Source organism: Acinetobacter calcoaceticus (genome assembly GCF_016508255.1).
In the GTDB taxonomy this organism is placed as follows: Bacteria; Pseudomonadota; Gammaproteobacteria; order Pseudomonadales; family Moraxellaceae; genus Acinetobacter; species Acinetobacter calcoaceticus_E.
Genome location: NZ_JADVKT010000007.1, coordinates 153,697 through 174,685, shown reverse-complemented (window position 1 = coordinate 174,685; position 20,989 = coordinate 153,697). Strand labels below are relative to the sequence as shown.

The 20,989-nt window shown below is 40.1% G+C and carries 22 protein-coding genes and 1 pseudogene; 8 read left to right on the top strand and 15 right to left on the bottom strand.

The features are described 5' to 3' along the window. Positions 1–174: 174 nt before the first annotated feature. Positions 175–745: pseudogene (locus I5515_RS14355) on the bottom strand (TetR/AcrR family transcriptional regulator). A gap of 87 nt (positions 746–832) precedes the next feature. Between I5515_RS14355 and I5515_RS14350 the strand changes: the two are divergent. After that, positions 833–2,047, top strand: a complete 1,215-nt coding sequence (locus tag I5515_RS14350) for an oxygenase MpaB family protein (RefSeq protein ID WP_199968031.1) — start codon at positions 833–835, stop codon at positions 2,045–2,047. A 69-nt stretch (positions 2,048–2,116) separates the two neighbouring features. Here I5515_RS14350 and I5515_RS14345 read toward each other — a convergent pair whose 3' ends face one another. From I5515_RS14345 to def, 4 genes are all read right to left on the bottom strand, one after another. Continuing rightward, a complete protein-coding gene (locus I5515_RS14345; RefSeq protein WP_199968029.1) occupies positions 2,117–2,329 on the bottom strand; it encodes a DUF4199 domain-containing protein in 213 nt (70 codons plus the stop codon). Positions 2,330–2,383: 54 nt separating this feature from the next. Continuing rightward, positions 2,384–4,498: a TonB-dependent copper receptor gene (locus I5515_RS14340; RefSeq protein WP_199968027.1), complete on the bottom strand. Its 2,115-nt coding sequence runs from the start codon at positions 4,496–4,498 to the stop codon at positions 2,384–2,386. A 72-nt stretch (positions 4,499–4,570) separates the two neighbouring features. Further along, entirely contained in the window at positions 4,571–4,987 is a 417-nt protein-coding gene (locus I5515_RS14335) for a DUF2946 family protein (protein WP_199968025.1), read from the bottom strand. Between the two features lie 43 nt (positions 4,988–5,030). Then, entirely contained in the window at positions 5,031–5,561 is a 531-nt protein-coding gene (def, locus tag I5515_RS14330) for a peptide deformylase (RefSeq protein WP_199968023.1), read from the bottom strand. 122 nt (positions 5,562–5,683) lie between these two features. Here def and I5515_RS14325 point away from each other — a divergent pair, with 122 nt between their 5' ends. Genes I5515_RS14325 through I5515_RS14315 form a run of 3 tightly spaced genes read left to right on the top strand, consistent with a single transcriptional unit; the run spans position 5,684 to position 8,613 of the window. Next, on the top strand, positions 5,684–6,838 hold the full coding sequence (locus I5515_RS14325) for a LysM peptidoglycan-binding domain-containing protein (RefSeq protein ID WP_199968021.1): 1,155 nt from the start codon (positions 5,684–5,686) through the stop codon (positions 6,836–6,838). A 20-nt stretch (positions 6,839–6,858) separates the two neighbouring features. Then, positions 6,859–7,992, top strand: a complete 1,134-nt coding sequence (gene dprA, locus I5515_RS14320) for a DNA-processing protein DprA (protein WP_199968018.1) — start codon at positions 6,859–6,861, stop codon at positions 7,990–7,992. Positions 7,993–8,043: 51 nt separating this feature from the next. Continuing rightward, positions 8,044–8,613, top strand: coding sequence for an L-threonylcarbamoyladenylate synthase (locus tag I5515_RS14315; protein ID WP_199968012.1), 570 nt, complete (start codon positions 8,044–8,046; stop codon positions 8,611–8,613). Positions 8,614–9,002: 389 nt separating this feature from the next. On the opposite strand, the gene I5515_RS14310 is transcribed toward I5515_RS14315, so the two are convergent. Next, complete coding sequence (locus tag I5515_RS14310) at positions 9,003–9,923, bottom strand: DMT family transporter (protein ID WP_199968001.1); 921 nt, start codon at positions 9,921–9,923, stop codon at positions 9,003–9,005. Positions 9,924–10,033: 110 nt separating this feature from the next. Further along, on the bottom strand, positions 10,034–10,687 hold the full coding sequence (locus I5515_RS14305) for a TetR/AcrR family transcriptional regulator (RefSeq protein WP_199967999.1): 654 nt from the start codon (positions 10,685–10,687) through the stop codon (positions 10,034–10,036). A gap of 135 nt (positions 10,688–10,822) precedes the next feature. On the opposite strand from I5515_RS14305, the gene I5515_RS14300 reads away from it, so the two are divergent. From I5515_RS14300 to I5515_RS14285, 4 genes are all read left to right on the top strand, one after another. Beyond that, a complete protein-coding gene (locus tag I5515_RS14300) occupies positions 10,823–12,037 on the top strand; it encodes an MFS transporter (protein ID WP_199967997.1) in 1,215 nt (404 codons plus the stop codon). Positions 12,038–12,058: 21 nt separating this feature from the next. Further along, entirely contained in the window at positions 12,059–12,823 is a 765-nt protein-coding gene (locus I5515_RS14295) for a helix-turn-helix transcriptional regulator (protein WP_199967995.1), read from the top strand. A 121-nt stretch (positions 12,824–12,944) separates the two neighbouring features. Beyond that, positions 12,945–13,490 carry a glutathione peroxidase gene (locus I5515_RS14290; protein ID WP_199967992.1) on the top strand — a complete coding sequence of 182 codons (546 nt, stop codon included), beginning with the start codon at positions 12,945–12,947 and terminating at the stop codon, positions 13,488–13,490. Between the two features lie 144 nt (positions 13,491–13,634). Continuing rightward, positions 13,635–14,231 carry a hypothetical protein gene (locus tag I5515_RS14285; RefSeq protein WP_199967991.1) on the top strand — a complete coding sequence of 199 codons (597 nt, stop codon included), beginning with the start codon at positions 13,635–13,637 and terminating at the stop codon, positions 14,229–14,231. Positions 14,232–14,293: 62 nt separating this feature from the next. Here the strand turns inward: I5515_RS14285 and I5515_RS14280 are convergent, their stop codons facing one another. The 8 genes from I5515_RS14280 to atpB all read right to left on the bottom strand — a co-directional run bounded on the left by I5515_RS14280 (position 14,294) and on the right by atpB (position 20,957). After that, positions 14,294–14,713 carry a F0F1 ATP synthase subunit epsilon gene (locus tag I5515_RS14280; protein ID WP_016139573.1) on the bottom strand — a complete coding sequence of 140 codons (420 nt, stop codon included), beginning with the start codon at positions 14,711–14,713 and terminating at the stop codon, positions 14,294–14,296. Positions 14,714–14,730: 17 nt separating this feature from the next. Next, complete coding sequence (gene atpD / locus I5515_RS14275; protein ID WP_003655528.1) at positions 14,731–16,125, bottom strand: F0F1 ATP synthase subunit beta; 1,395 nt, start codon at positions 16,123–16,125, stop codon at positions 14,731–14,733. A 30-nt stretch (positions 16,126–16,155) separates the two neighbouring features. Then, on the bottom strand, positions 16,156–17,025 hold the full coding sequence (gene atpG / locus I5515_RS14270) for a F0F1 ATP synthase subunit gamma (protein ID WP_016139574.1): 870 nt from the start codon (positions 17,023–17,025) through the stop codon (positions 16,156–16,158). Between the two features lie 77 nt (positions 17,026–17,102). Next, positions 17,103–18,647 carry a F0F1 ATP synthase subunit alpha gene (atpA, locus tag I5515_RS14265; protein WP_005037448.1) on the bottom strand — a complete coding sequence of 515 codons (1,545 nt, stop codon included), beginning with the start codon at positions 18,645–18,647 and terminating at the stop codon, positions 17,103–17,105. Positions 18,648–18,693: 46 nt separating this feature from the next. After that, complete coding sequence (locus I5515_RS14260; RefSeq protein ID WP_042898440.1) at positions 18,694–19,230, bottom strand: F0F1 ATP synthase subunit delta; 537 nt, start codon at positions 19,228–19,230, stop codon at positions 18,694–18,696. A gap of 12 nt (positions 19,231–19,242) precedes the next feature. After that, complete coding sequence (locus tag I5515_RS14255) at positions 19,243–19,713, bottom strand: F0F1 ATP synthase subunit B (RefSeq protein WP_199967989.1); 471 nt, start codon at positions 19,711–19,713, stop codon at positions 19,243–19,245. A gap of 38 nt (positions 19,714–19,751) precedes the next feature. Then, positions 19,752–19,997: a F0F1 ATP synthase subunit C gene (gene atpE / locus I5515_RS14250; RefSeq protein WP_000424060.1), complete on the bottom strand. Its 246-nt coding sequence runs from the start codon at positions 19,995–19,997 to the stop codon at positions 19,752–19,754. 84 nt (positions 19,998–20,081) lie between these two features. Beyond that, positions 20,082–20,957, bottom strand: a complete 876-nt coding sequence (atpB, locus tag I5515_RS14245) for a F0F1 ATP synthase subunit A (RefSeq protein WP_005037450.1) — start codon at positions 20,955–20,957, stop codon at positions 20,082–20,084. Positions 20,958–20,989: the final 32 nt, after the last annotated feature.

Here is a 20,989-nt window from a genome sequence, read left to right as displayed (position 1 = left end):
CTTATCTGCATCACCGCCGATGGATGTGCATTATAGAGCATTATTCTACCTTGGCAAGCGAAAATTAGAAACTTATGACTTGAGCGTTCACTTTTAAATCAACAACCAGTTTAACCTATTGTTTTATATAAATAATTATTTTGATTATTTATTTTTGACCTAAATAAGCCAGTATCATGCTCGACAATTCTCGCTTAAGTTGTTGTTCTGATATAAGAAAATTATTCTGACTCACATATCGCATCATTGTAAAAAGCGTACTATTAATAATTACAAAGGATTTATGCTTCACCTGTTCGAAGTCCCACTGATGAGGATTTCTGCTAAATGTATATAGCCCTACTTCAAAAAAATGCTTTTCTAAAATCTGAGCAGCTTGCGAATGGCTATAGTTATGCCAATGTTTTAGTACTTCTATAAAAAATCCATGATCAGCTTTTAATGCATTAAACCCTAGTTCTATCGCCAAGGGGATGAGCAGGTCTAAAGGAATATTTCCTTGCTGCATAACCAGCTCTTTAAGTTGATGTCCTAATAGTTCGCTTTTACGACGTAATAGTTCTTCTATGATTTGATCTTTATTCTCAAAGTATTGGTAAATCGAACCCACACTTACTCCAGATTTCTCTGCAATTTTAGGTGTCGTCGTATGTAGTAATCCATACTGGGCAATACAGTGCTGTGTTGCCTCTAAAATATGGTCAACAATAATTTTTGAACGCTGTTGCTGTGGGACTTTTCTCATCAGTTTTTATTCGTTAAATGCGAATTGAATGCGAATAATTATTCATATTAGCCTATTTATTATTCAGTTCAATAAATAAGTAACGATATGCAAACGATTAGCCCAACTCGACTTGCTTCTTTTAATGACATGCAAGACAGTAACTTCTTTACCCAGTTTTTAAATATTTGTTGTGAAAATCCAGCACAGCCAAACTATACGGAATATGTGTCCTTACAGAGTGCTCTTTGTGAAGGGGATATTGAAATGGATAAGATGATTGATTGGGTTATAAAAAATCCCAAAGATAACCGCATGATTTTTGAGAAAGTATTATTTAAAGGTCGCGATGACCTATCTGAGCCTATACCTAGTGAGTTAGAAAATTTCTTTAATTACATTGAACAAAAGCCTGAATGGTTAGACCAGCACCAAATTGATGAGGCTGTTAAATTTACTCATCGTTTAGGAGTAAATAATGGTTTTATTCTTAGAGATTTATCTTTAATGGCGGGATATTTATACCCGGGATTTAATCAACCTCTAATTTTAACGGGTGCGTTGAAGAAACAGGCAGGTACTCGTTTAGCAGAAACCACAAAATGGTGGGTTGATATTACTGAACCTCAGGGACTTTCTCGTTTAAGCGCAGGTTTCACGTCAACCATTTATGTCCGCTTTATTCATGCCTTTGTTCGCCGACAATTGAAAAACTCTAATCGTTGGGATAGCGAAGTTTGGGGCGCTCCTCTTAATCAGTTTGATTTAGCAATGACTAATTTGGCTTTTAGCAGCGTGGTTTTACTCGGTATTCGAGCTTTAGGTGTGTGGCCAACGAAACAAGAAGCTAAGAGTTTTTTACATTTTTGGCGTTATGTTGGCTGGTTGATGGGTATTAATGAAAAATGGCTGATTCAATCTGAAACAGAAGGCTGGCGGTTACTTTACTGGATGCAATTTGCTCACCCTCAATCGGACAGCAGCAGTATTGAATTAGGATTAAGTCTCTCTAAAGAGCCGTTTGAAAGAAAATATCTGCATTTACGCTCTTTGCAGCAGAAGCTCGCTTACCGACAGCACTTAGAACTTACCCAATTTTTTATTGGTAAGAAAAGAATGCAATTGCTCGGATTGCCTAAACAATCTGCCTCATGGTTTGCTTATTATCTGATTGTGCGTAATTCACTACTTTACAACGGCGCGAAGCTTTCACCCAAAGTTGAAAAGTTTTTATCCAAATCAGGCCGCAACATACAAAAGCTTGGCTTAAGGCTTTATCAAAATCAAGGTAAGGCAAAAACCTTAGCGAGTATGCATCAATAACTTTTAAAACCTAAAAATAAAAAAATGGAAGCCCTTTAGCCAGACTTCCATTTTCAAATATTAAGGAGCTTATTGAGCTGATGAACTGTTCATGTGCATTTCAGCGTGGTTCATTTGCTCAGGCGACTCCATCATCTGCTTATTTTTTTGACTTGGCATGTAGTCAGGCTCATTATTGATCGCCAAATAAAAAATGATCATAAATAATAGACTCAAGATAGAAGCCACAATAAGTAACTTCCATCCCCACCAAGACTGTTCAGGCGATAATTTATTTGTCATTTCATTTCTCTCGTTAAATTAAGTTTTTCAGTTCATTTCATTCGCTACAGCTTATTAAAACTTCATGCTCATACGAACCCAGTAATTTCTTCCGATATTGTTGAACTGCTCTTCACTTGCAAATCCAAAGCCTGCACTTCCCGCTTTGTTTAAGTGTTCGGTGTAGGCCTTATCTAATACGTTGTCGATACCAACAGAGACATCAATATCTTTACGAAGGTTGTAGCTTCCGTTTAAAGAAAGGGTTGAAAAACCTTTGCTTGGTTTTAGGTCATATCCCACGATATTACCTTGATGTAGACTCACGCGGTTTTGCTCGGCAACCGCTCTCCACAACAGACCTAAATTATATTTGTCCGCTACATAACGGATATTTAAGCGACCTTCTAAAGGTGAAATTTGAGGTAGTGGTTTGTCATCTGTGGTGTTTTTACCCCATGCATACATCGCACTCAAATCTGCCTGAATATGGTCAGTAAATTGATATCCAATACCCGCTTCCGCGCCTGCGATGGTTGCATCGACATTTTTAGCGCCCGCAGTAATATCATGGCTCATATCATGTCCATCCATTCCCATACTTGGGTGGTGGTGATAACTCATTAAAATGTAGTCATCTACTAAGCCCGCATAAGCAGAAGCCCATGTATTTAAAGCACCGTGTTTTTGCTGAAAGCCCAGATCCAACTGCAGTGTTTTCTCAGGATTCACCCCGTTAAAAGTATTGGTTGAGCCAGCATTCCCATGTTTAGGCGAGAAAAGCTCCCAATAATCAGGCATACGCTCTACATAACCTAAACCTATATAGCTTTTTAGATCATGTTCAGGATGTTGATTTTCCCAGCGGACAAATGCGCTTGGTAAAGTCTTTTCAAGTTTCGTATTAAAGCCTTGCGCTTTGGAATCAGCACGCTCATCTTCAACTGTGACTCGATCTAAACGTACACCTGTAACCAGTTTATTAAGATCATTCCACTGGTAACCAAGTTCACCAAAAGCGCCATATGACTGAAAACGCATATCTTGACGATATGGAACATTCATAGAAGGCATGGTTGGCGATGACATGCTACCGCCATGTTTATTGAATTGAGAATCTACACCTGTGATTAGGCTCCATTTATTCCATTCAGAAGTCATGGCCAAACGTGAGTTGAGTGTACGGCGCGTTACTTGCATTGCCATCGCGTTCGGCATCAACATGGTCATACCACCATGGTTCATTTCAACTAATGGCGGTGTGCGTAAGCTAAAGTTATCCATAATATGGTCGTTATAGCTGTAGTTCACCTGCCCTTCGATTTTCTTGATCACATCAGTGATATTTTTCTTTTCAAAACGAAGCCCTAAGCTTTCACGCGCAAACTGAGAACCATCCATTGAACGTCCAGCATAAAGCGATTCACCATCTGATTTTCCACCAGTGAGTTCGACCCACGTATTTTCATCTGGAGTGAAACCAAGCGCTACATCAGCATTCCACTTTTTCCATGCTGACGGCACAGTATTACCATCGCCATCTTGGTAACTATTCGACTCTGAACGGTTTGCATTTAAACGAATATATTTCTTCTCATCACCAATTGCAGCTTCAACATTATGGTCAATACGCCCATATGAACCTAACAAGACACTCGCTTGCCCACGATAAGGTTTTTCCGAGGTGAGCTTTTCAGGTTGACGTTCAAAAAGTACGGTCGCGGCCGAACCTGTATTGGCATATTGAACTGTTTGTGGACCTTTAATCACAGAAATACGGTCATAACTTTCTGGCGAAATATAAGAGGTCGGTGCATCCATACGGTTTGGACAGGCACCTAAGTTTTCAGTTCCATCTGTCAAAATTTTAATGCGTGAACCAAACATACCACGGAATGTTACATCACCATTTGTTCCACCGCTTTGTATTGAGTTAAACCCCATAATACTTTGTAAGTAGTCTGCACCATCTGTAGCAGGTACAGGCTGAATGGGCTGCTTTGGGTCTGCATGTACGATTAGACCATTTGCATCATTGCCTTGCTGTGCCGTAACAACGATGGGTGCCAATGAGTGAAATGATTTTGTATCGGCATCATTTTTTTGGAAATCAGCAAAAGCTAGACCAGAATGAGAGACAGCAAACATCGCAACCCATAAAGGTTGTAATAAAAATTTAGAATGTGGCATTTTTATACGCTCTAAAACATAAATAAAGTGATATTGAAGTCAATGAAGACCCCAACAAAAAACTGTTCTTATTTATGCAAATAGAGGTGGAGCACGCCCTTGCGGGAGTAGGAAAAGTCGCTGTAGCGCAAAATAAACATGTCGAAATGCTTGTTGATAGGCGACTAAGCGAACTTGTATGCGAACTAAAACTTCTTTTACGCCGAATTCAGGTGGTAAAACCAGATTGGCATAGACAGTACAATATTGACACTGATGGTTTGCATCATGATGGTCATGTTGTACAGCCTGTTCAACATGATGATCATGATGCATATGCATGGAATGTGACATAGCTTCCGTCTGTGCTTTAGGTTTAAGCAAAGCACGGGTAATAGTTTCACAGACCGGAGCAATTTGATATTGCTTCGGTAATAGCGGCTGTAGAAATACCGCGACCTGTAAAAATACTGCTGCACATGCAAGCAACAGACCACTACGAAAAACCAAAAATCACATCCACACTATATTAATATTTCAAGAATAGAAATTTTTAACGTTTTACTGCAACTTTTTCACGCTCACGTTGACGAACAACTTTTTCGACTTTTTCTCGAGCACGCTGACGTTTAAGTGGCGACAAATAATCCACAAATAATTTGCCATTTAAGTGATCCATTTCATGTTGGATACAAACAGCGAGAAGTCCATCAGCTTCTATCTCAAATGCTTGACCTTCAAGGTTAATTGCCTCAATTTTCACACGTGACGAGCGATCAACTTTGTCGTATATTTGTGGCACCGATAGGCAGCCTTCTTCGTATTGCTGCTTCTCTTCAGTCAGTGGAGTGATTTTGGGGTTAATAAAAACCAAAGGTTCATCTTTAGATTCAGACAAATCCATGACGATAAGCTGAATATGACGATCGACCTGTGAAGCTGCTAAACCAATACCAGGTGCGGCATACATGGTTTCAAACATATCTGCTGCAAGTTGACGAATTTCATCAGTAACTTCTTCAACAGGCTTAGCAATGGTACGAAGACGGGGATCAGGAAAACTTAAAATAGGTAATAAGGCCATACTGACGTCCTCACTTATGCCATTGATTGAAAAACCAAATGAAGGAAATACTTCATCGAAAAATTGTGTGTTAGCCGCCTATTATAACGCATCTGCACGCATAATTTTTAGGAATTATCATAATGAAAAAGGTTTTTAACGGCATGGTTGAATTTCATGCTTTGGGGATAAAAAAGCATTTACTTGCTTTCGCACTTTTTACAGGGGTTGCAATGGGTACAGTAGTAGAAGTTCATGCTGCTAGTCCGAACCATAATCCACCCTCTCTTAAAAGTAATGCGCCACATGTCTACGTTGTAAAACGAGGAGATACGCTATGGGATATTTCCGGCCATTTTCTGAGTAAACCTTGGCGCTGGCCAGAAATCTGGGCAAATAATCAGCATGTCAAAAATCCACACTGGATTTATCCCGGTGACAGATTACTGTTATGCAGTTTAGCTGGCCGACCATTGATAGGTAAAGATGAGGGAGATGGTTGTGTTGGCATTATTCGTCGCTACACAGGCCAAATGACAAACTTGCAACCACAAGTTCGTGTGGAGTCACTCAACGACAACGTGCCTGTTATTCCACTTGAACATATCAAACAGTGGTTAGAACACAGTACAATTTTGCCAACCGATGCAATTGAACATACCCCATATGTAGTGGGAACTGCCGATCAGCGCGTACTTGCGGCAAAAGGTCAAACTATTTATGCGCGTGGACAAGGTTTAATTGATGGTCAACGTTATGCGGTCTACCGTGAAGGTGAACCTTACTATTTCACAGACAGTAAAGGTAAAAAGCACAGTCTAGGTCTTGAACTACAACAAGTTGCATCAGGGATTGCTATCTCTTCTGAAAAGGACATCACAACGCTTGAGTTAACTGATAGCTACAATTCCGAAGTACGTCGTGGTGATCGGGTTATGCCTGAAGAAGAAGCAACCTTACCTACTTTATTTTATCCAGTAGATGCCAAACAAGTTACAGAGGGCGGCAAAATTATTCGTGTAATGGGTTCAATTGGTAGAGCGGCAAAAAATAGTGTAGTGACTTTGGACCGTGGTACAGCACAAGGGATTCAGGTGGGGCAAGTTTTTGATATCAATCAACAAGGTGAAACCATTCGAGACCCTAAGACCAAAGAACCAATACAGTTACCTGGACAGCAAATTGGTAGTCTGATGGTTTTTAGAACCTTTGATCAACTTAGCTACGCCTATGTATTAGAAAGTGACTTACCTATTAAAGTAGGTTCAAGTATTCAGCCACCTCGTTTTGATGATTAACGCTGGATATACACTTTACAATGCTCACTCAACTTTCTTCACACCATTACCACACGCTTAAAGTGTGGTATTTGGTGCAGCACTCTTTAGTTAGTTTCAAAAAAATTGTCGATTATTTTGGTAGCTGTGAAAAGGCGGTCCAACCTACGGGGTTGTCCGAATGGCGCAATCTCGGATTACATGTTAATCATTTAAAACGTGTAGATGAATTTCAAACTGCTCAGGGTCAAGCTCAATTTGAAAAACTGATTCAGCAGATCCAGCAACATACGGACTTTATTTTAACCTCAGATGATTCTGGCTATCCTACGCAATTACTACCGTATACAGACCATCCACCCATCATTTTTGGAAAAGGCCAAGCTCAAGCTTTGTTGCAACCACAAATTGCTATTGTGGGGAGTCGAAAACCAAGCCCGCATGGCCGTCAGGTTGCTTATGATTTTGCCTATTACTTAAGTGAAAAGGGATTTTATGTAAGTAGTGGCTTAGCATATGGGATTGACGAAGCTGCTCATCAAGGAGCTTCAGCACATCAACGTACTATTGCAGTAACGGGAACAGGTTTAGATAGTACCTACCCTGCTCAAAATAAAAAACTTGCAGAACAGATCTTGGCTCAAAACGGCGCCATCATTACTGAGTTTTTGCCAGGTACGCCGCCCTTACAACAGCATTTCCCTCGCAGGAACCGAATTGTTAGTGGTCTGAGTTTAGGTGTGTTAGTGGTAGAAGCGACTTTAAAAAGTGGTTCTCTCATTACTGCCAACAAAGCTGCCGAGCAAGGTAAAACAGTATTTGCTATTCCTGGCCATATTTATAGTGAGTTTCATCAGGGCTGTCATCAGCTCATTCGTGAGGGAGCCATTTTAGTCGATCATCCTGAACAGATTGTTGAGGATCTTGCCCTTCCAACCCAATGGCAAAGCCAACAACAAAACTCAACTGAGGAGGTAGTCGTTGCTTGCGCCCCAGAAATTCCTGAGCATTTAATTAACCTTTATCAGTCTTTAGACTGGGTTGGACAAAATATTGATCAGCTTGTCTTACACCATTCTCAGTCTGTGGCAGAACTCACCTCTTCACTCATGGAACTAGAACTACTTGGTTTATGTATGCAACAATCAGGGCTGTATTTACGTTGTCGCTCTTAGTATTGGAGCGCACAATAGCAATTCTGTCTGATTGAAAGGAAGAGTATTACCATGATTACCACCTCAGTTACCGAAGCAGCCGAAAGTTTACATCAAGGTCAAGTCTTGGCGTATCCGACTGAGGCAGTTTGGGGGCTAGGTTGCGACCCTTTTAATGAAAAAGCTTTTCAGAAAATTCTAGAGCTGAAACAAAGACCTATTGAAAAAGGGGTCATTTTATTAGCAGGTCATATTAGTCAAGTTGAACACCTATTGACCTCTTTACCTCAAACAACCCAACATGAAATTATTGATTGTTGGACGAATCATCAACCTTCGGAAAGAGCCACAACTTGGCTATTACCTGCTGGTGAACATATTCCTTCATGGATTAAAGGTGGACATCCACTTGTTGCCGTTCGAGTGACCACGCATCCTTTATGTGTAGCATTATGCAATGCTTTTCATGGTTTTATTGTCTCGACTAGTGCTAATCCAAGTGGACAAGAACCTGCTCATTCACTACAAGATGCCTGCCAATACTTTGGTTCACAATTAAACTATCTCAATGGTGATTTAGGCCAAAGTCAGCAGCCAAGTAGAATTATTAATGCTCTCACAGGAGAGATTATCCGCGCCTAATTTCAGACAAAAAAAAGCTCAGTTATATAGGGATAACTGAGCATAAAAAAGGATGGGTATATACCGCATCCAGAGGGTTTGGATATCTCTGCAACGAAAGATAATTTGCACAAAACAGTGTCTTTCGTAGTGGTCGCTATTATGTGGTAAGTGATCAAATGAGAGAAATATATTATTTCTCTAAAAAAAGCATGAAAAGTGTAGGGAATTTACGGTTTTTCGCTTAAAAATTAAAATTATATTAATATTTTTATTCGGCTTTTTTAATATTTATATTTCAACCTATTTTTATAAACTATTTATAAATCATATAGAAAAACTTTAACTAAGAAGAAAATGGCATATTTTCATCAGTTTTTTTCAAAATATGCCATAGTTTTTTAGTCGCTTTAGTTTTGCTCTTGTATGAGTTGGCTCTTTTTAGGACTCACCTTCTTTTGAGCCATAACAATACCAATTAAAATTATTACACCACCTAGGGTGTGATAAATGGTCCACTGCTCAGACAACCAGATGCTTGCAATAGTTGCTGTAAACACAGGAACTAGGTTCATGAAAATACTTGTTCTATTAGGACCTAATTGCTGAACAGCCAACATCCAAACTAAAGGTGCAATGAGTGAAGCAAATACCCCTGCATAAATAGCACTCGGAGCATTTTGTGCATTTAAAGCATCTAGTCCGAACCAGAAAATTAAAGGAAGGTGGAACACTACAGAAAAACCAATCTGAACATACAAGCTCGTCATAATTGGGAGAGGCAACTGCCACTTCTTAAGAAATACCCCATAAAATGCATAAAAGAATACAGCAATAATCATTAATGCATCGCCAAGATGTCCACCAGAACTTAATAAGTGGCTAATATTTCCTTGAGACATGACATATAGCAACCCTGCGAAAGATAAAATACTGCCAAAAACTGCATATCGATTAGGCACATCTTTCAAAATGGCAAGAGAAACAAAAATAGTAAAAATGGGAATGAACGCATTGACAATACCCATGTTGGTTGCGGTCGTATAGTGCGCAGCTGTATAAGCAAGTCCTTGATAAAGCACCATTCCAAATGCACTTAAAACTGCAAGCTTAGGTAGGTATGGTTTTATTAGATGTCGCTGCTTCCAAACGGGTAACAGCATAAATGGGGTTAAAATAATAAATGCGATTAACCATCGGTAAAAACTGATACTGACAGGCGAGATATACTCCGAAACATAACGGGTAACTACAATGTTTAAAGACCAAATCAGTACTGCCAAAATGGGAAATATAAATGCCCATTTGTGATATTTCATGACCTGACTCATAGTAATATGCCATCTGTAAAGGAGATTTTATTTTGAAGAATGTCTTAATAAATTGAAATATCGAATTTCCGACATTGATATTGAACTTAGGACATCATCTTTTTTAGAACCTAGAATAATGCCCAAGTCTTCACCGCATGTCCCACAACTTTATGCAATTGCTCGCTACTCACGCCATCTCTAGCTTGAATAGTAAGCCCTTGAATGACAGTGGTATAAAAATCAGTCATTTCCTGCAAGGGAGCATTGGCTGGTAAATCACCCTGCTCTACACCTTGCTTAAGGCGTTTTAATAATTTTTCTTTAGTCTTTATGCGCTTATCTAATAGATTTTGCTGTACATCTTGAGTTGCATCAGAGCAATTCATGGCAGCAACGACCACCATACAACCTGCGGGCTTATTCGGTTGAACCAACCTTTTAACAATGTCATAAAGATATAACTCAACAGCAATTTTTGCAGTTTTCGCTTCCACAAATATAGTGTCAATCGGACATCCTTCATGAGCTAAATAGTAATCAACACTTCTGTAAAAGAGCCCTTCTTTGTCGCCAAAGGCACTGTATAAGCTCGGGGCTGTAATTTCCAAAGCCTGCGTTAAATCACTAATAGACGTTGCTTCATAGCCATGCTCCCAAAAGAGCAACATTGCTTTTTGTAAAACTTGTTGTTCATCAAAGCATTTAGGACGCCCACGCTTCTTTTTCAGCGTGTCTTCTACAACGGTTATGTTTGTTTCATGCCTATTTGTCATAAAGATCACATCTATTTTTATAACAATCGTTATTAAATTAATTGACGTTCGATTTTTTATCAACTATTTTATTTTCATAATGATCGTTAGTTAATTAATAAATTGCCTTTGTTTCCTCCAAATTTAGCCAAGTAAGGGTTTCCTATGGACCAATCTTCTACCTCTAAAGCGCGACCCACGACCTCCTCTCAAGGAAGCTGGTTTGCCATTTTGGCCGTTGCTATTACAGCATTTGCATTAGTAACAAGTGAATTTTTACCTGTTGGTGTTTTAAATAGTGTTGCAACAGATTTAAATATTTCTGTGGGCACAGCAGGTCTGATTATTACTGTTCCCGGCATTATGGCAGCGATTGCCGCTCCCCTATTGCCTGTTTCAGTAAAACAGCTTGACCGACGTTATGTACTCATTTTACTGACAGCAATTATGGTAATTGCCAATACCATTACTGCCTTTGCTGAAAACTTTCATATTTTATTGCTCAGCCGCTTAATTCTAGGAATTTCAATTGGGGGATTCTGGGCGACAGCAATTGCTTTGAGTGGGAAGTTAGCTCCCTCACATCTTCCTATTGCAAAAGCAACGGCTGTTGTAATGGCAGGTGTAACGTTTGCTACAGTTTTAGGTGTTCCTATTGGAACATGGTTAAGTGAATTTTATGGTTGGCGTAGTGCTTTTGGAATTACGGCAGGAATTGGCTCAATTGTCTTAATTTTACAGTTAATCTTTCTACCTAAACTTGTTCCAGACTCACCAATCCATATGAGGGACTTACCAGCATTATTACGCACGCCTAAAGCACGTAGCGGCATGCTTATTGTTCTACTTATCGGCCTCGCTCATTTTTGTGCATATAGCTATTTAGCTCCTTTCTTCAAAAATATTGCGGGCTTTAATGGTACAACGATTAGTTCATTATTATTGCTGTATGGAATTGCAGGTATTTTTGGAAATGCATTTGCTGGCTATAGCGGTAATTTAAATGTCCGATATACACTTGCTTTTGTTAGTGCTTGTTTTGCAATTGTATTTTTTGGATTCCCACTTTTTGCCATTCATGAATTTGGTGCTATTGTCTTAACGGCTTTATGGGGATTCGCATTTGGTGCTTTCCCAACTTCAGCAAATATCTGGATGTTTATACATGCGCCAAATGAAGTTGAAAAAGGTATGCCTCTTTTTGTAGGTATGTTTCAGGTCATGATTGCCACAGGTTCATTATTAGGAGGATATGTGGTTGATCATTTCAATGAAAATACTTTAATTTATGGCGTATTAAGCTTTGTTGCTTTAGCACTGGTCAGTACATTTACCTTAGCAAAAGGCTTAAACAACCCTAAAGTAACCTGTGAAAATTAAAATATCAATTCGAGTACATAAATGAACAATGAGGACCAACAATTTTCTTTATTGAACGCAATAGAAGTTCATGAATTTCTATATCAAAAAGAAGATATTGTTCGTCCTCATGCCTCTCTCTGGGGAGATTTTAATTTCAGCCTAAATGGAATTTTAGAAATGCAGGTTGAAGAACAAATATATCTATCACCACCTAGCTATGGTCTTTGGATTCCTCCCCAAACTGTTCATCAATCCACTGATATTGACCATGAAATTCATTACATCTGTATTCGTCTACATCCCCGCCTTTGTTCTATTTTAGGAGATATATGTCGCTGCTTTAGTATTCAACCCTTTTTTCGTACATTGGTACTTCAAATCTTAGAACAACAAAAGCAAACTAAAAAACCTGAATATTTAGAACACCTGCTACAAGTTTTATTTGATCAATTACAACAAGCTCCAGCTTATTCACATTATTTACCCCAAACACGCCATCCTGTTTTATTGCCTATTTTAGAAAAGCTCTCAGATCCATTGCTTTTTGATCACTCTTTACAGCAATTACTCCAAAATTTCTCGGTCAGTGATCGCCACTTATTACGTTTGAGTCAACAAGAGCTTCAACTTTCTTTATCCGAATGGAGAAATCGGGCCAAAATTATTTATGCGATTCAACAGATTCGGCAAGGGACATCCATTAAACGATTAGCATATAATTTAGGTTATCAACACAGCTCAAGCTTTATTGAGTTTTTTAAACGCTATACAGGTCAAACCCCTATTCAAATTAGAAACAATTAAACTTCCCTCTCACTTTTAAAATCTTTTTCTTTTTTCAACACGAATATTATTGCACTGCCCCTCAATAGCAGTTAAAACAAATGCGTTACTTGATATCAATTACAATCTTTAGGAAAGACTCATGACACAATCTGTATATCACATTCCAGTAAAAGCCATTTCAGGTGAAACGGTTGACCTTGAACAATATAAAGGTAAGGTTTTACTTATCGTAAATACTGCTTCTAAATGTGGTTTAACTCCACAATACGAAGGCTTAGAAAAGCTTTATCAAGCGAAAAAAGATCAAGGCCTGGAAATTTTAGGTTTCCCTGCAAACAACTTTAAAGAACAAGAACCTGGTTCAGATGAAGAAATTCAGCAATTCTGTTCTTTAAATTACGATGTTCACTTCCCTTTATTTTCTAAAGTGTCTGTTGCAGGTGCAGATAAGCACCCACTTTATGAAACTTTGACAGCAGCTCAACCAGAACGTACAGGTGAAGGACCTTTCCGTGAACGTTTAGAAGGCTTAGGTATTCCAACTAATCCAGCTCCAGAAGTTTTATGGAACTTCGAAAAATTCTTAATTAATAAAAATGGTGAAGTAGTGGCTCGTTTTGCTCCAAATCTACCTGCGGATGATGAACAAATTGTTAAAGCAGTTGAAGCAGAGTTAGCAAAATAACGTTTTTAAAAAACGTGAAAAAGAGCGTTTTGTACGCTCTTTTTTATTCTCTCATCAAAGTGTTGTTTGTTTGCAAAAATACAATCTTTCTCCATATTTTATGCCTATAGTAGATATTTGCTTTATTTGATGTTGTTTGTAGTTATGAAAAAAGTTTTACAAGGTGCATTTCTTCCTTTTGTAATTTTTGCCTCAGGCATGCTTTTACTTGGATGTGATCAGGCACGAGATCATACTACAGACCAAGAAAATACTGAGATAACAGAACAGACATCGGACCAAACAATAGAACAAAAAGAAGAGAATACTACACCTAGCAAAACTGAACTAAAAAGTGGCAACATTTTTTACATGGTCCGTGATGCCGCTAATTTACAAATTAAAGCTGGTGACTATGTCGAGCAGCTAAAAGAAACTCAACTTGATGTTGAACAAGCTATTCAAGATAAAGATCAAAGTGAATTAAAAACAACGGTCTCAACTTTAAAGCAGCAATTGCAGGGCTTAAACCATGCTCTTCTCACCTTAGATATCAAAAGTCAGGAAATTGAGAATATTCGCCAAAGTTTATTACAAGCCAATCAACAAGCTTTAAGCATGCCATTACTCAATGGAAAATTAGATCAAATCAATTTTGACCAAATTGAAAAACAGCTTAATACTATTCAAATGGATATGGTGAAGCTTGCGGCTATGGTTATGGCTGGAGATGATAAAACAGATTCAAAAACTGACTCTTAACCTAAAATCTATATCATAAAAAAAGCCACCTTACGGTGGCTTTTTTTATCTCAAACCGACACTTAGAGAGCGCGATTTTTGATTTTACGGATAGTTTCAAGCTGTGCAGCTGTTTCTGCCAAGGCAGCCAACGCAGCAGCTGAGTCCAAATCACTCTTTTGATTTGCTAGCAATTGTTCAGCATGTTTACGTGCTTCTAAAATTGCAGCTTCATCCAAATTGTCTGCACGGATTGCAGTATCTGCAAGAACCGTTACAACATGAGGTTGAACTTCTAAAACACCGCCAGATACATAGACGATTTCTTCTGTACCATTTTCCAACTGAACACGAATCGGGCCCGGTTGAAGCAAGGTTACCAGTGGAGCGTGTCCTGGCAAAATACCAAGCTCACCACCAGCACCTTTCGCGATTAACATCGTCACTGCGCCAGAGTAAATAGACTCTTTAACACTTACGACATCACATTGCATAGTCGCCATGAGATGATCTCCTTAAATTAGAGTTTCTCAGCTTTAGCAATCACTTCGTCAATACCACCAACCATATAGAACGCTTGTTCTGGGATGTGATCGTATTCACCAGCTAATAGACCTTTAAAGCCACGAATCGTTTCTTTAAGCGATACTAATTTACCAGGAGCACCAGTAAACACTTCAGCTACGTGGAATGGTTGAGAGAAGAAACGTTGGATTTTACGCGCGCGGTAAACAACCAATTTATCTTCTTCAGCTAACTCATCCATACCCAAGATTGCGATAATGTCTTTAAGCTCTTTATAACGTTGCAAAATGTTCTGTACAGAACGTGCAATTTCATAATGCTCTTGACCAACAACTAATGGGTCTAACTGACGTGAAGTTGAGTCAAGTGGATCGATCGCTGGATAGATACCAGAAGATGCGATGTCACGGCTCAATACTACTGTTGCATCTAAGTGAGCAAATGTAGTTGCAGGCGATGGATCTGTTAAGTCATCGGCAGGTACGTATACTGCTTGGATTGATGTGATCGAACCAGATTTAGTAGACGTAATACGCTCTTGAAGAACACCCATTTCTTCTGCAAGTGTAGGTTGGTAACCTACCGCAGATGGCATACGACCTAACAATGCCGATACTTCAGTACCTGCAAGTGTATAACGGTAGATGTTGTCGACGAACAATAATACGTCACGACCTTTACCATTTTCGTCTTTTTGATCACGGAAATATTCAGCCATAGTCAAACCAGTTAACGCTACGCGTAAACGGTTCCCTGGTGGCTCGTTCATCTGACCGTAGACCATTGCTACTTTGTCAAGAACGTTAGAATCTTTCATTTCGTGATAGAAGTCGTTACCTTCACGAGTACGTTCACCAACACCAGCAAACACAGATAAACCTGAGTGAGCTTTCGCGATGTTGTTGATCAACTCCATCATGTTAACGGTTTTACCAACACCAGCACCACCGAATAAACCAACTTTACCACCTTTTGCAAACGGGCAAAGTAAGTCAATTACTTTAATACCAGTTTCTAAAAGATCAGTAGAAGCCGCTTGTTCAGCATAAGAAGGTGCTTGACGGTGAATCGGCAAACGTTCTTCAGTCGCTACAGGACCTGCTTCATCAATTGGGCGACCCAAAACGTCCATGATACGACCAAGCGTAGCTGGACCTACTGGAACAGAAATCGGTGCATTTGTGCTGGTTACGTTAAGGCCACGTTTAAGACCTTCTGTAGAACCCATTGCGATGGTACGAACAACACCATCGCCAAGCTGTTGCTGAACTTCTAATGTAGTTTCAGTACCGTCAACTTGGAGAGCGTCATAGATCTTAGGAACGCTATTGCGCTCAAACTCGACGTCGATAACCGCGCCGATGATCTGAATGATACGACCGCTACTCATTGCTGTCTCCTCAATTCAAACTTAATAATGTTAAACGGCAGCGGCACCGCCAACGATCTCGGAAATTTCCTGAGTAATCGCGGCTTGACGCAGCTTGTTGTAAATGAGTTGTAGGTCTTTAATCAGTTGTCCTGCGTTGTCTGTCGCTGCTTTCATCGCGACCATACGAGCTGACTGCTCACATGCAACGTTTTCAATCACACCTTGATAAACCATAGACTCGATATAGCGAACCAACAAACCATTTAACAATTCTTCTGCTTCTGGTTCGTAGATATAGTCCCAACCATAAGTACGGTTGAGATCATCGCCTTCTTCTGCTGGTGCTAAAGGAACAAGTTGTTCTACTTTAGGCTGCTGAGTCATCGCATTAATGAAGCCATTTGATACGAGGTAGATACGATCTAATTCGCCCTTATCAAATGCATCAAGCATAACTTGGACTGAGCCAGTTAACTGTTCCAAACTCGGCGCATCGCCAAGTTGGGTAGTTGCACCAAGCACTTTACCGCCGTAATTCTTAAAAAACGAAACCGCTTTTTGACCAATTAAAGCAAATTCAACTTCAATTGACTGCTGTTGTTGTGCTTTGACATGCTGCACAACTTTCTTGAACAAGTTAATGTTCAAGCCACCTGCCAAACCACGATCTGAAGACACTACAATATAACCAACGCGCTTAACTGGGCGGTCAACCATATAACGGTGTTTGTATTCAGGGTTTGCTTGGACTAAGTGAGCAATTACACGGCGCATATTATCGGCATACGGACGGCCCTGAGCCATGCGCTCTTGCGCACGACGCATTTTAGAAGCAGCTACCATTTGCATCGCGCGAGTAATCTTTTGCGTGCTCTTGATACTAGCTACTTTGGCGCGAATTTCTTTTAAATTTGCCATACGCTTAACCTAGTATTCGAAAGCTCTTTCGAGCTTCCGAAGGTTGATCCGTGAACCAAACTTAACTAAAACTGAACTTAGTAAGTTTGAGTCGCTTTAAAGCTTTCAATACCTGCTTTGATTGCTGCTTCGATGTCTTTGTTGTAATCACCAGTTTCATCGATTTGTTTCATCAACGGAGCATATTCTGAGCGGAAGTAAGAGATTAACGCAGCATCAAAGTCTACGATTTTCTTAACTTCTACGTCAGCCATATAGCCTTCGTTAGATGCATAAACAGAAACAGCCTGGTCAGCAATTGAGTAAGGAGCATATTGCTTTTGCTTCATTAACTCAGTTACACGTTGACCATGTTCAAGTTGTTTACGAGTTGCTTCATCAAGGTCAGAAGCGAACTGAGCAAACGCAGCCAATTCACGGTATTGTGCTAAAGCAGTACGAATACCACCAGACAATTTTTTGATGATCTTAGTTTGAGCAGAACCACCAACACGAGATACAGAGATACCCGCGTTCACAGCAGGACGAATACCTGCGTTGAATAATGATGTTTCTAAGAAGATCTGACCGTCAGTAATCGAAATTACGTTCGTTGGCACGAATGCAGATACGTCACCTGCTTGAGTTTCAATAATTGGCAATGCAGTTAAAGAACCAGTTTTACCAGTTACTGCACCATTAGTGAATTTCTCAACGTAGTCAGCAGATACACGAGAAGCACGTTCAAGAAGACGTGAGTGAAGATAGAATACGTCACCCGGATACGCTTCACGACCTGGTGGACGACGTAAAAGTAATGAAATTTGACGGTAAGCAACTGCTTGCTTAGACAAATCATCATAAATAATAAGAGCGTCTTCACCGCGGTCACGGAAGTATTCACCCATTGTACAGCCAGAGTACGGAGCTAAGTACTGCATTGCAGCAGGATCAGCAGCCGCAGCAGCGACAACAGTTGTATACGCCATAGCGCCAGTTTCTTCTAGCTTACGTACAACGTTTGCAATTGTTGATTGTTTTTGACCAATCGCAACGTATACGCATTTAATGCCAGAATTTTTCTGAGCGATAATCGCATCGATCGCCATCGCTGTTTTACCAGTTTGACGGTCACCAATAATCAACTCACGCTGACCACGACCCACAGGAATCATGGTATCAACTGATTTATAACCAGTTTGAACAGGTTCGTCTACAGATTGACGCCAAATTACGCCTGGTGCTACTTTTTCAACAGCATCAGTTAATTTTGCATCAATTGGGCCTTTACCATCAATTGGGTTACCCAAAGCGTCGACAACACGGCCAAGAAGTTCCGGACCAACTGGAACTTCAAGTACACGACCTGTACAACGAGCTTTTTGACCTTCTTGAAGGCTTAAGTAGTTACCTAAGACAACGGCACCCACTGAATCCTGTTCTAGGTTCAGTGCCATACCAAATAAGCCGCCGTCAAATTCGATCATTTCACCGTACATTGCATCAGCAAGACCGTGAATGCGCACGATACCGTCGGATACCATAACAATGGTACCTTCGTTTTTAGCGGTCGCGCTGGTGTCCAGATCGCTGATACGCTGTTTAATGAGCGCACTGATCTCGGATGGATTCAGTTGTTGCATTGCGCTATTCCTCAATCTTTTATTAGTTCAGTCTTCATCATTTGCATTATGCAAGAAGACGAGTACGCATTTTTTCAAGCTTGTTAAGCGCAGAATCATCTATCACTTGATCGCCTGCACGAATTACAACACCTGCAATAAGCTCAGGTTTAACTTCAACTGAAACAGTTACAGTACTGTTGAAACGCTTTTCTAAAGCAGATTTCAACAATTGCTCTTGGTCAGCAGTTAATGGGAAAGCCGATTCAATCACGACATCCACATTGTTGTTATTCTGTGATTTAAGCTGTTCATATTCTGCTTCAATTTCAGGTAACAACATTAAACGATCGTTATCTGCAAGAAGTGTCAGGAAGTTAGACACTGCTTGAGACTGATCTTCACCTAAAACTTTAGCAAAAAGCTTCACTTGCTCCACAGGAGTAAGTTCAGGGCGATTTAAATAAGCGGAAAATGCTTCGTCTTGCACCGCAGCACTGAGCACTTGTAACGCATTCGACCAATTGTCTGTTGCACCTTGCTCAGAAGCATAAGCAAATGCTGCTTTGGCATACGGACGTGCCAACGTCAAGAGTTCAGCCATGATTCGCCTCTCTTAAAGTTTAGCAGCCAGCTGAGACAGCATGGCACTATGAGCTTCTGCGTCAACTTGCTGGTTCAGGATTTTTTCTGCGCCAGTTACTGCTAAAGCAGCTACTTGTTGACGTAATTCTTCGCGAGCAGAATTGATTTCTTGATCAACAGCTTCTTTAGCCTGTTGACGAATACGCTCACCTTCAGCCGCAGCTTGAGTACGAGCTTCTTCGATCAATTGTGCTGCACGACGGTTCGCTTGTTCGATCAATTGAGCCGCTTGTGCTTTAGCTGCATCAAGCTCTTGCTTTACTTGCGATTGTGCATCGGCAAGGTCAGCTTTCGCTTTTTCTGCTGCATTTAAGCCATCAGCAATTTTACGCTGACGCTCACTAATCGCATTGATTAGTGGTGGCCAAACAAACTTCATGCAGAATGCAACAAAGAATGCAAACGCAATCGCTTGACCAATCAATGTGAGGTTGATATTCATTGCAATTCCTCAAATAGTGGATTTAGGAATTAAGATGATTAACCTACAAATGGATTAGCGAAGATGAAGAACAAGCCAATACCAACACCGATCATAGGCACAGCATCAAGAAGACCCGCGATTAAGAACATACGAGTTTGAAGTTGTGGAGCCAATTCTGGTTGACGAGCAACAGCTTCTAGAAAGCGACCACCCAAAAGACCAAAACCAATCGCAGTACCTAAAGCACCGAAAGCGATCAAGATAGCAGATGCAATTGCAACTAGACCTAAAGTGAGTTCCATGAAAAATTCCTCAGAGGTTAGGTTATTACCAAATTAAATTAAAAAAATTCAGCCCAACCATCGTTTGATAGTTAGGCAATACCATTAATGTTTTTCGCTTGCCATGCTCAAGTAAACGATGGTAAGCATCATAAAGATGAATGCCTGCAACGTGATTACAAGAATGTGGAAGATCGCCCAAGGCACAGATAACGCCCATTGAATCCAAAACGGCAATAAAGCAATTAGGATAAAGATCAGCTCACCAGCATACATGTTACCGAATAGTCGGAGAGCTAATGAAATAGGACGAGCAAGGAATGTTACCAATTCCAAAATCAAGTTCACTGGAATAAGCAACGCTTTTGCAACTGGATTACTTGGGTTAAATGGGTTAAGTGCCAACTCGCCAACGAAACCACTAACACCCTTTTCGCGGATGCTGTAGAACAAGATAAGTACAAATACAGATAAAGACATACCTAAGGTAATGTTTGGATCTGTAGATGGAACGATCTTGAAGTAAACGTGGTGAGGGTTCATACCAAATACGTTTGCACCCACGAATGCTGCAACTTGAGGAATCCAGTCAACTGGGAACAAGTCCATTAAGTTCATGAGGAAAATCCACACGAAAATAGTTAATGCAAGCGGAGCGATTAAACGTGATTTGCCATGAAAGGTGTCACGGACACTTGAGTCAACAAACTCGATGATCATTTCAATTGCAGACTGAAATTTAGTTGGAACACCTGCATTTGCAGCTTTCGCAACCATCCAGAATAACAAACAGAAAATAACACCAAGGCCAATTGACCAACCCATTGAATCCAAGTGAATTGCAGTGAACCCCATCGAATGAGCTTCTTCAGCAGTCTCAGCCAATTTCCATGTACCATCTGGCATTTTGCCATAGGTCATATTGGTCAAGTGATGCTTGATATACTCTGTCGAAGTGAGGGCATGTTCTTCAGCAGCCATAAATCACACCTGGTCAATGTCAATTACTAAAA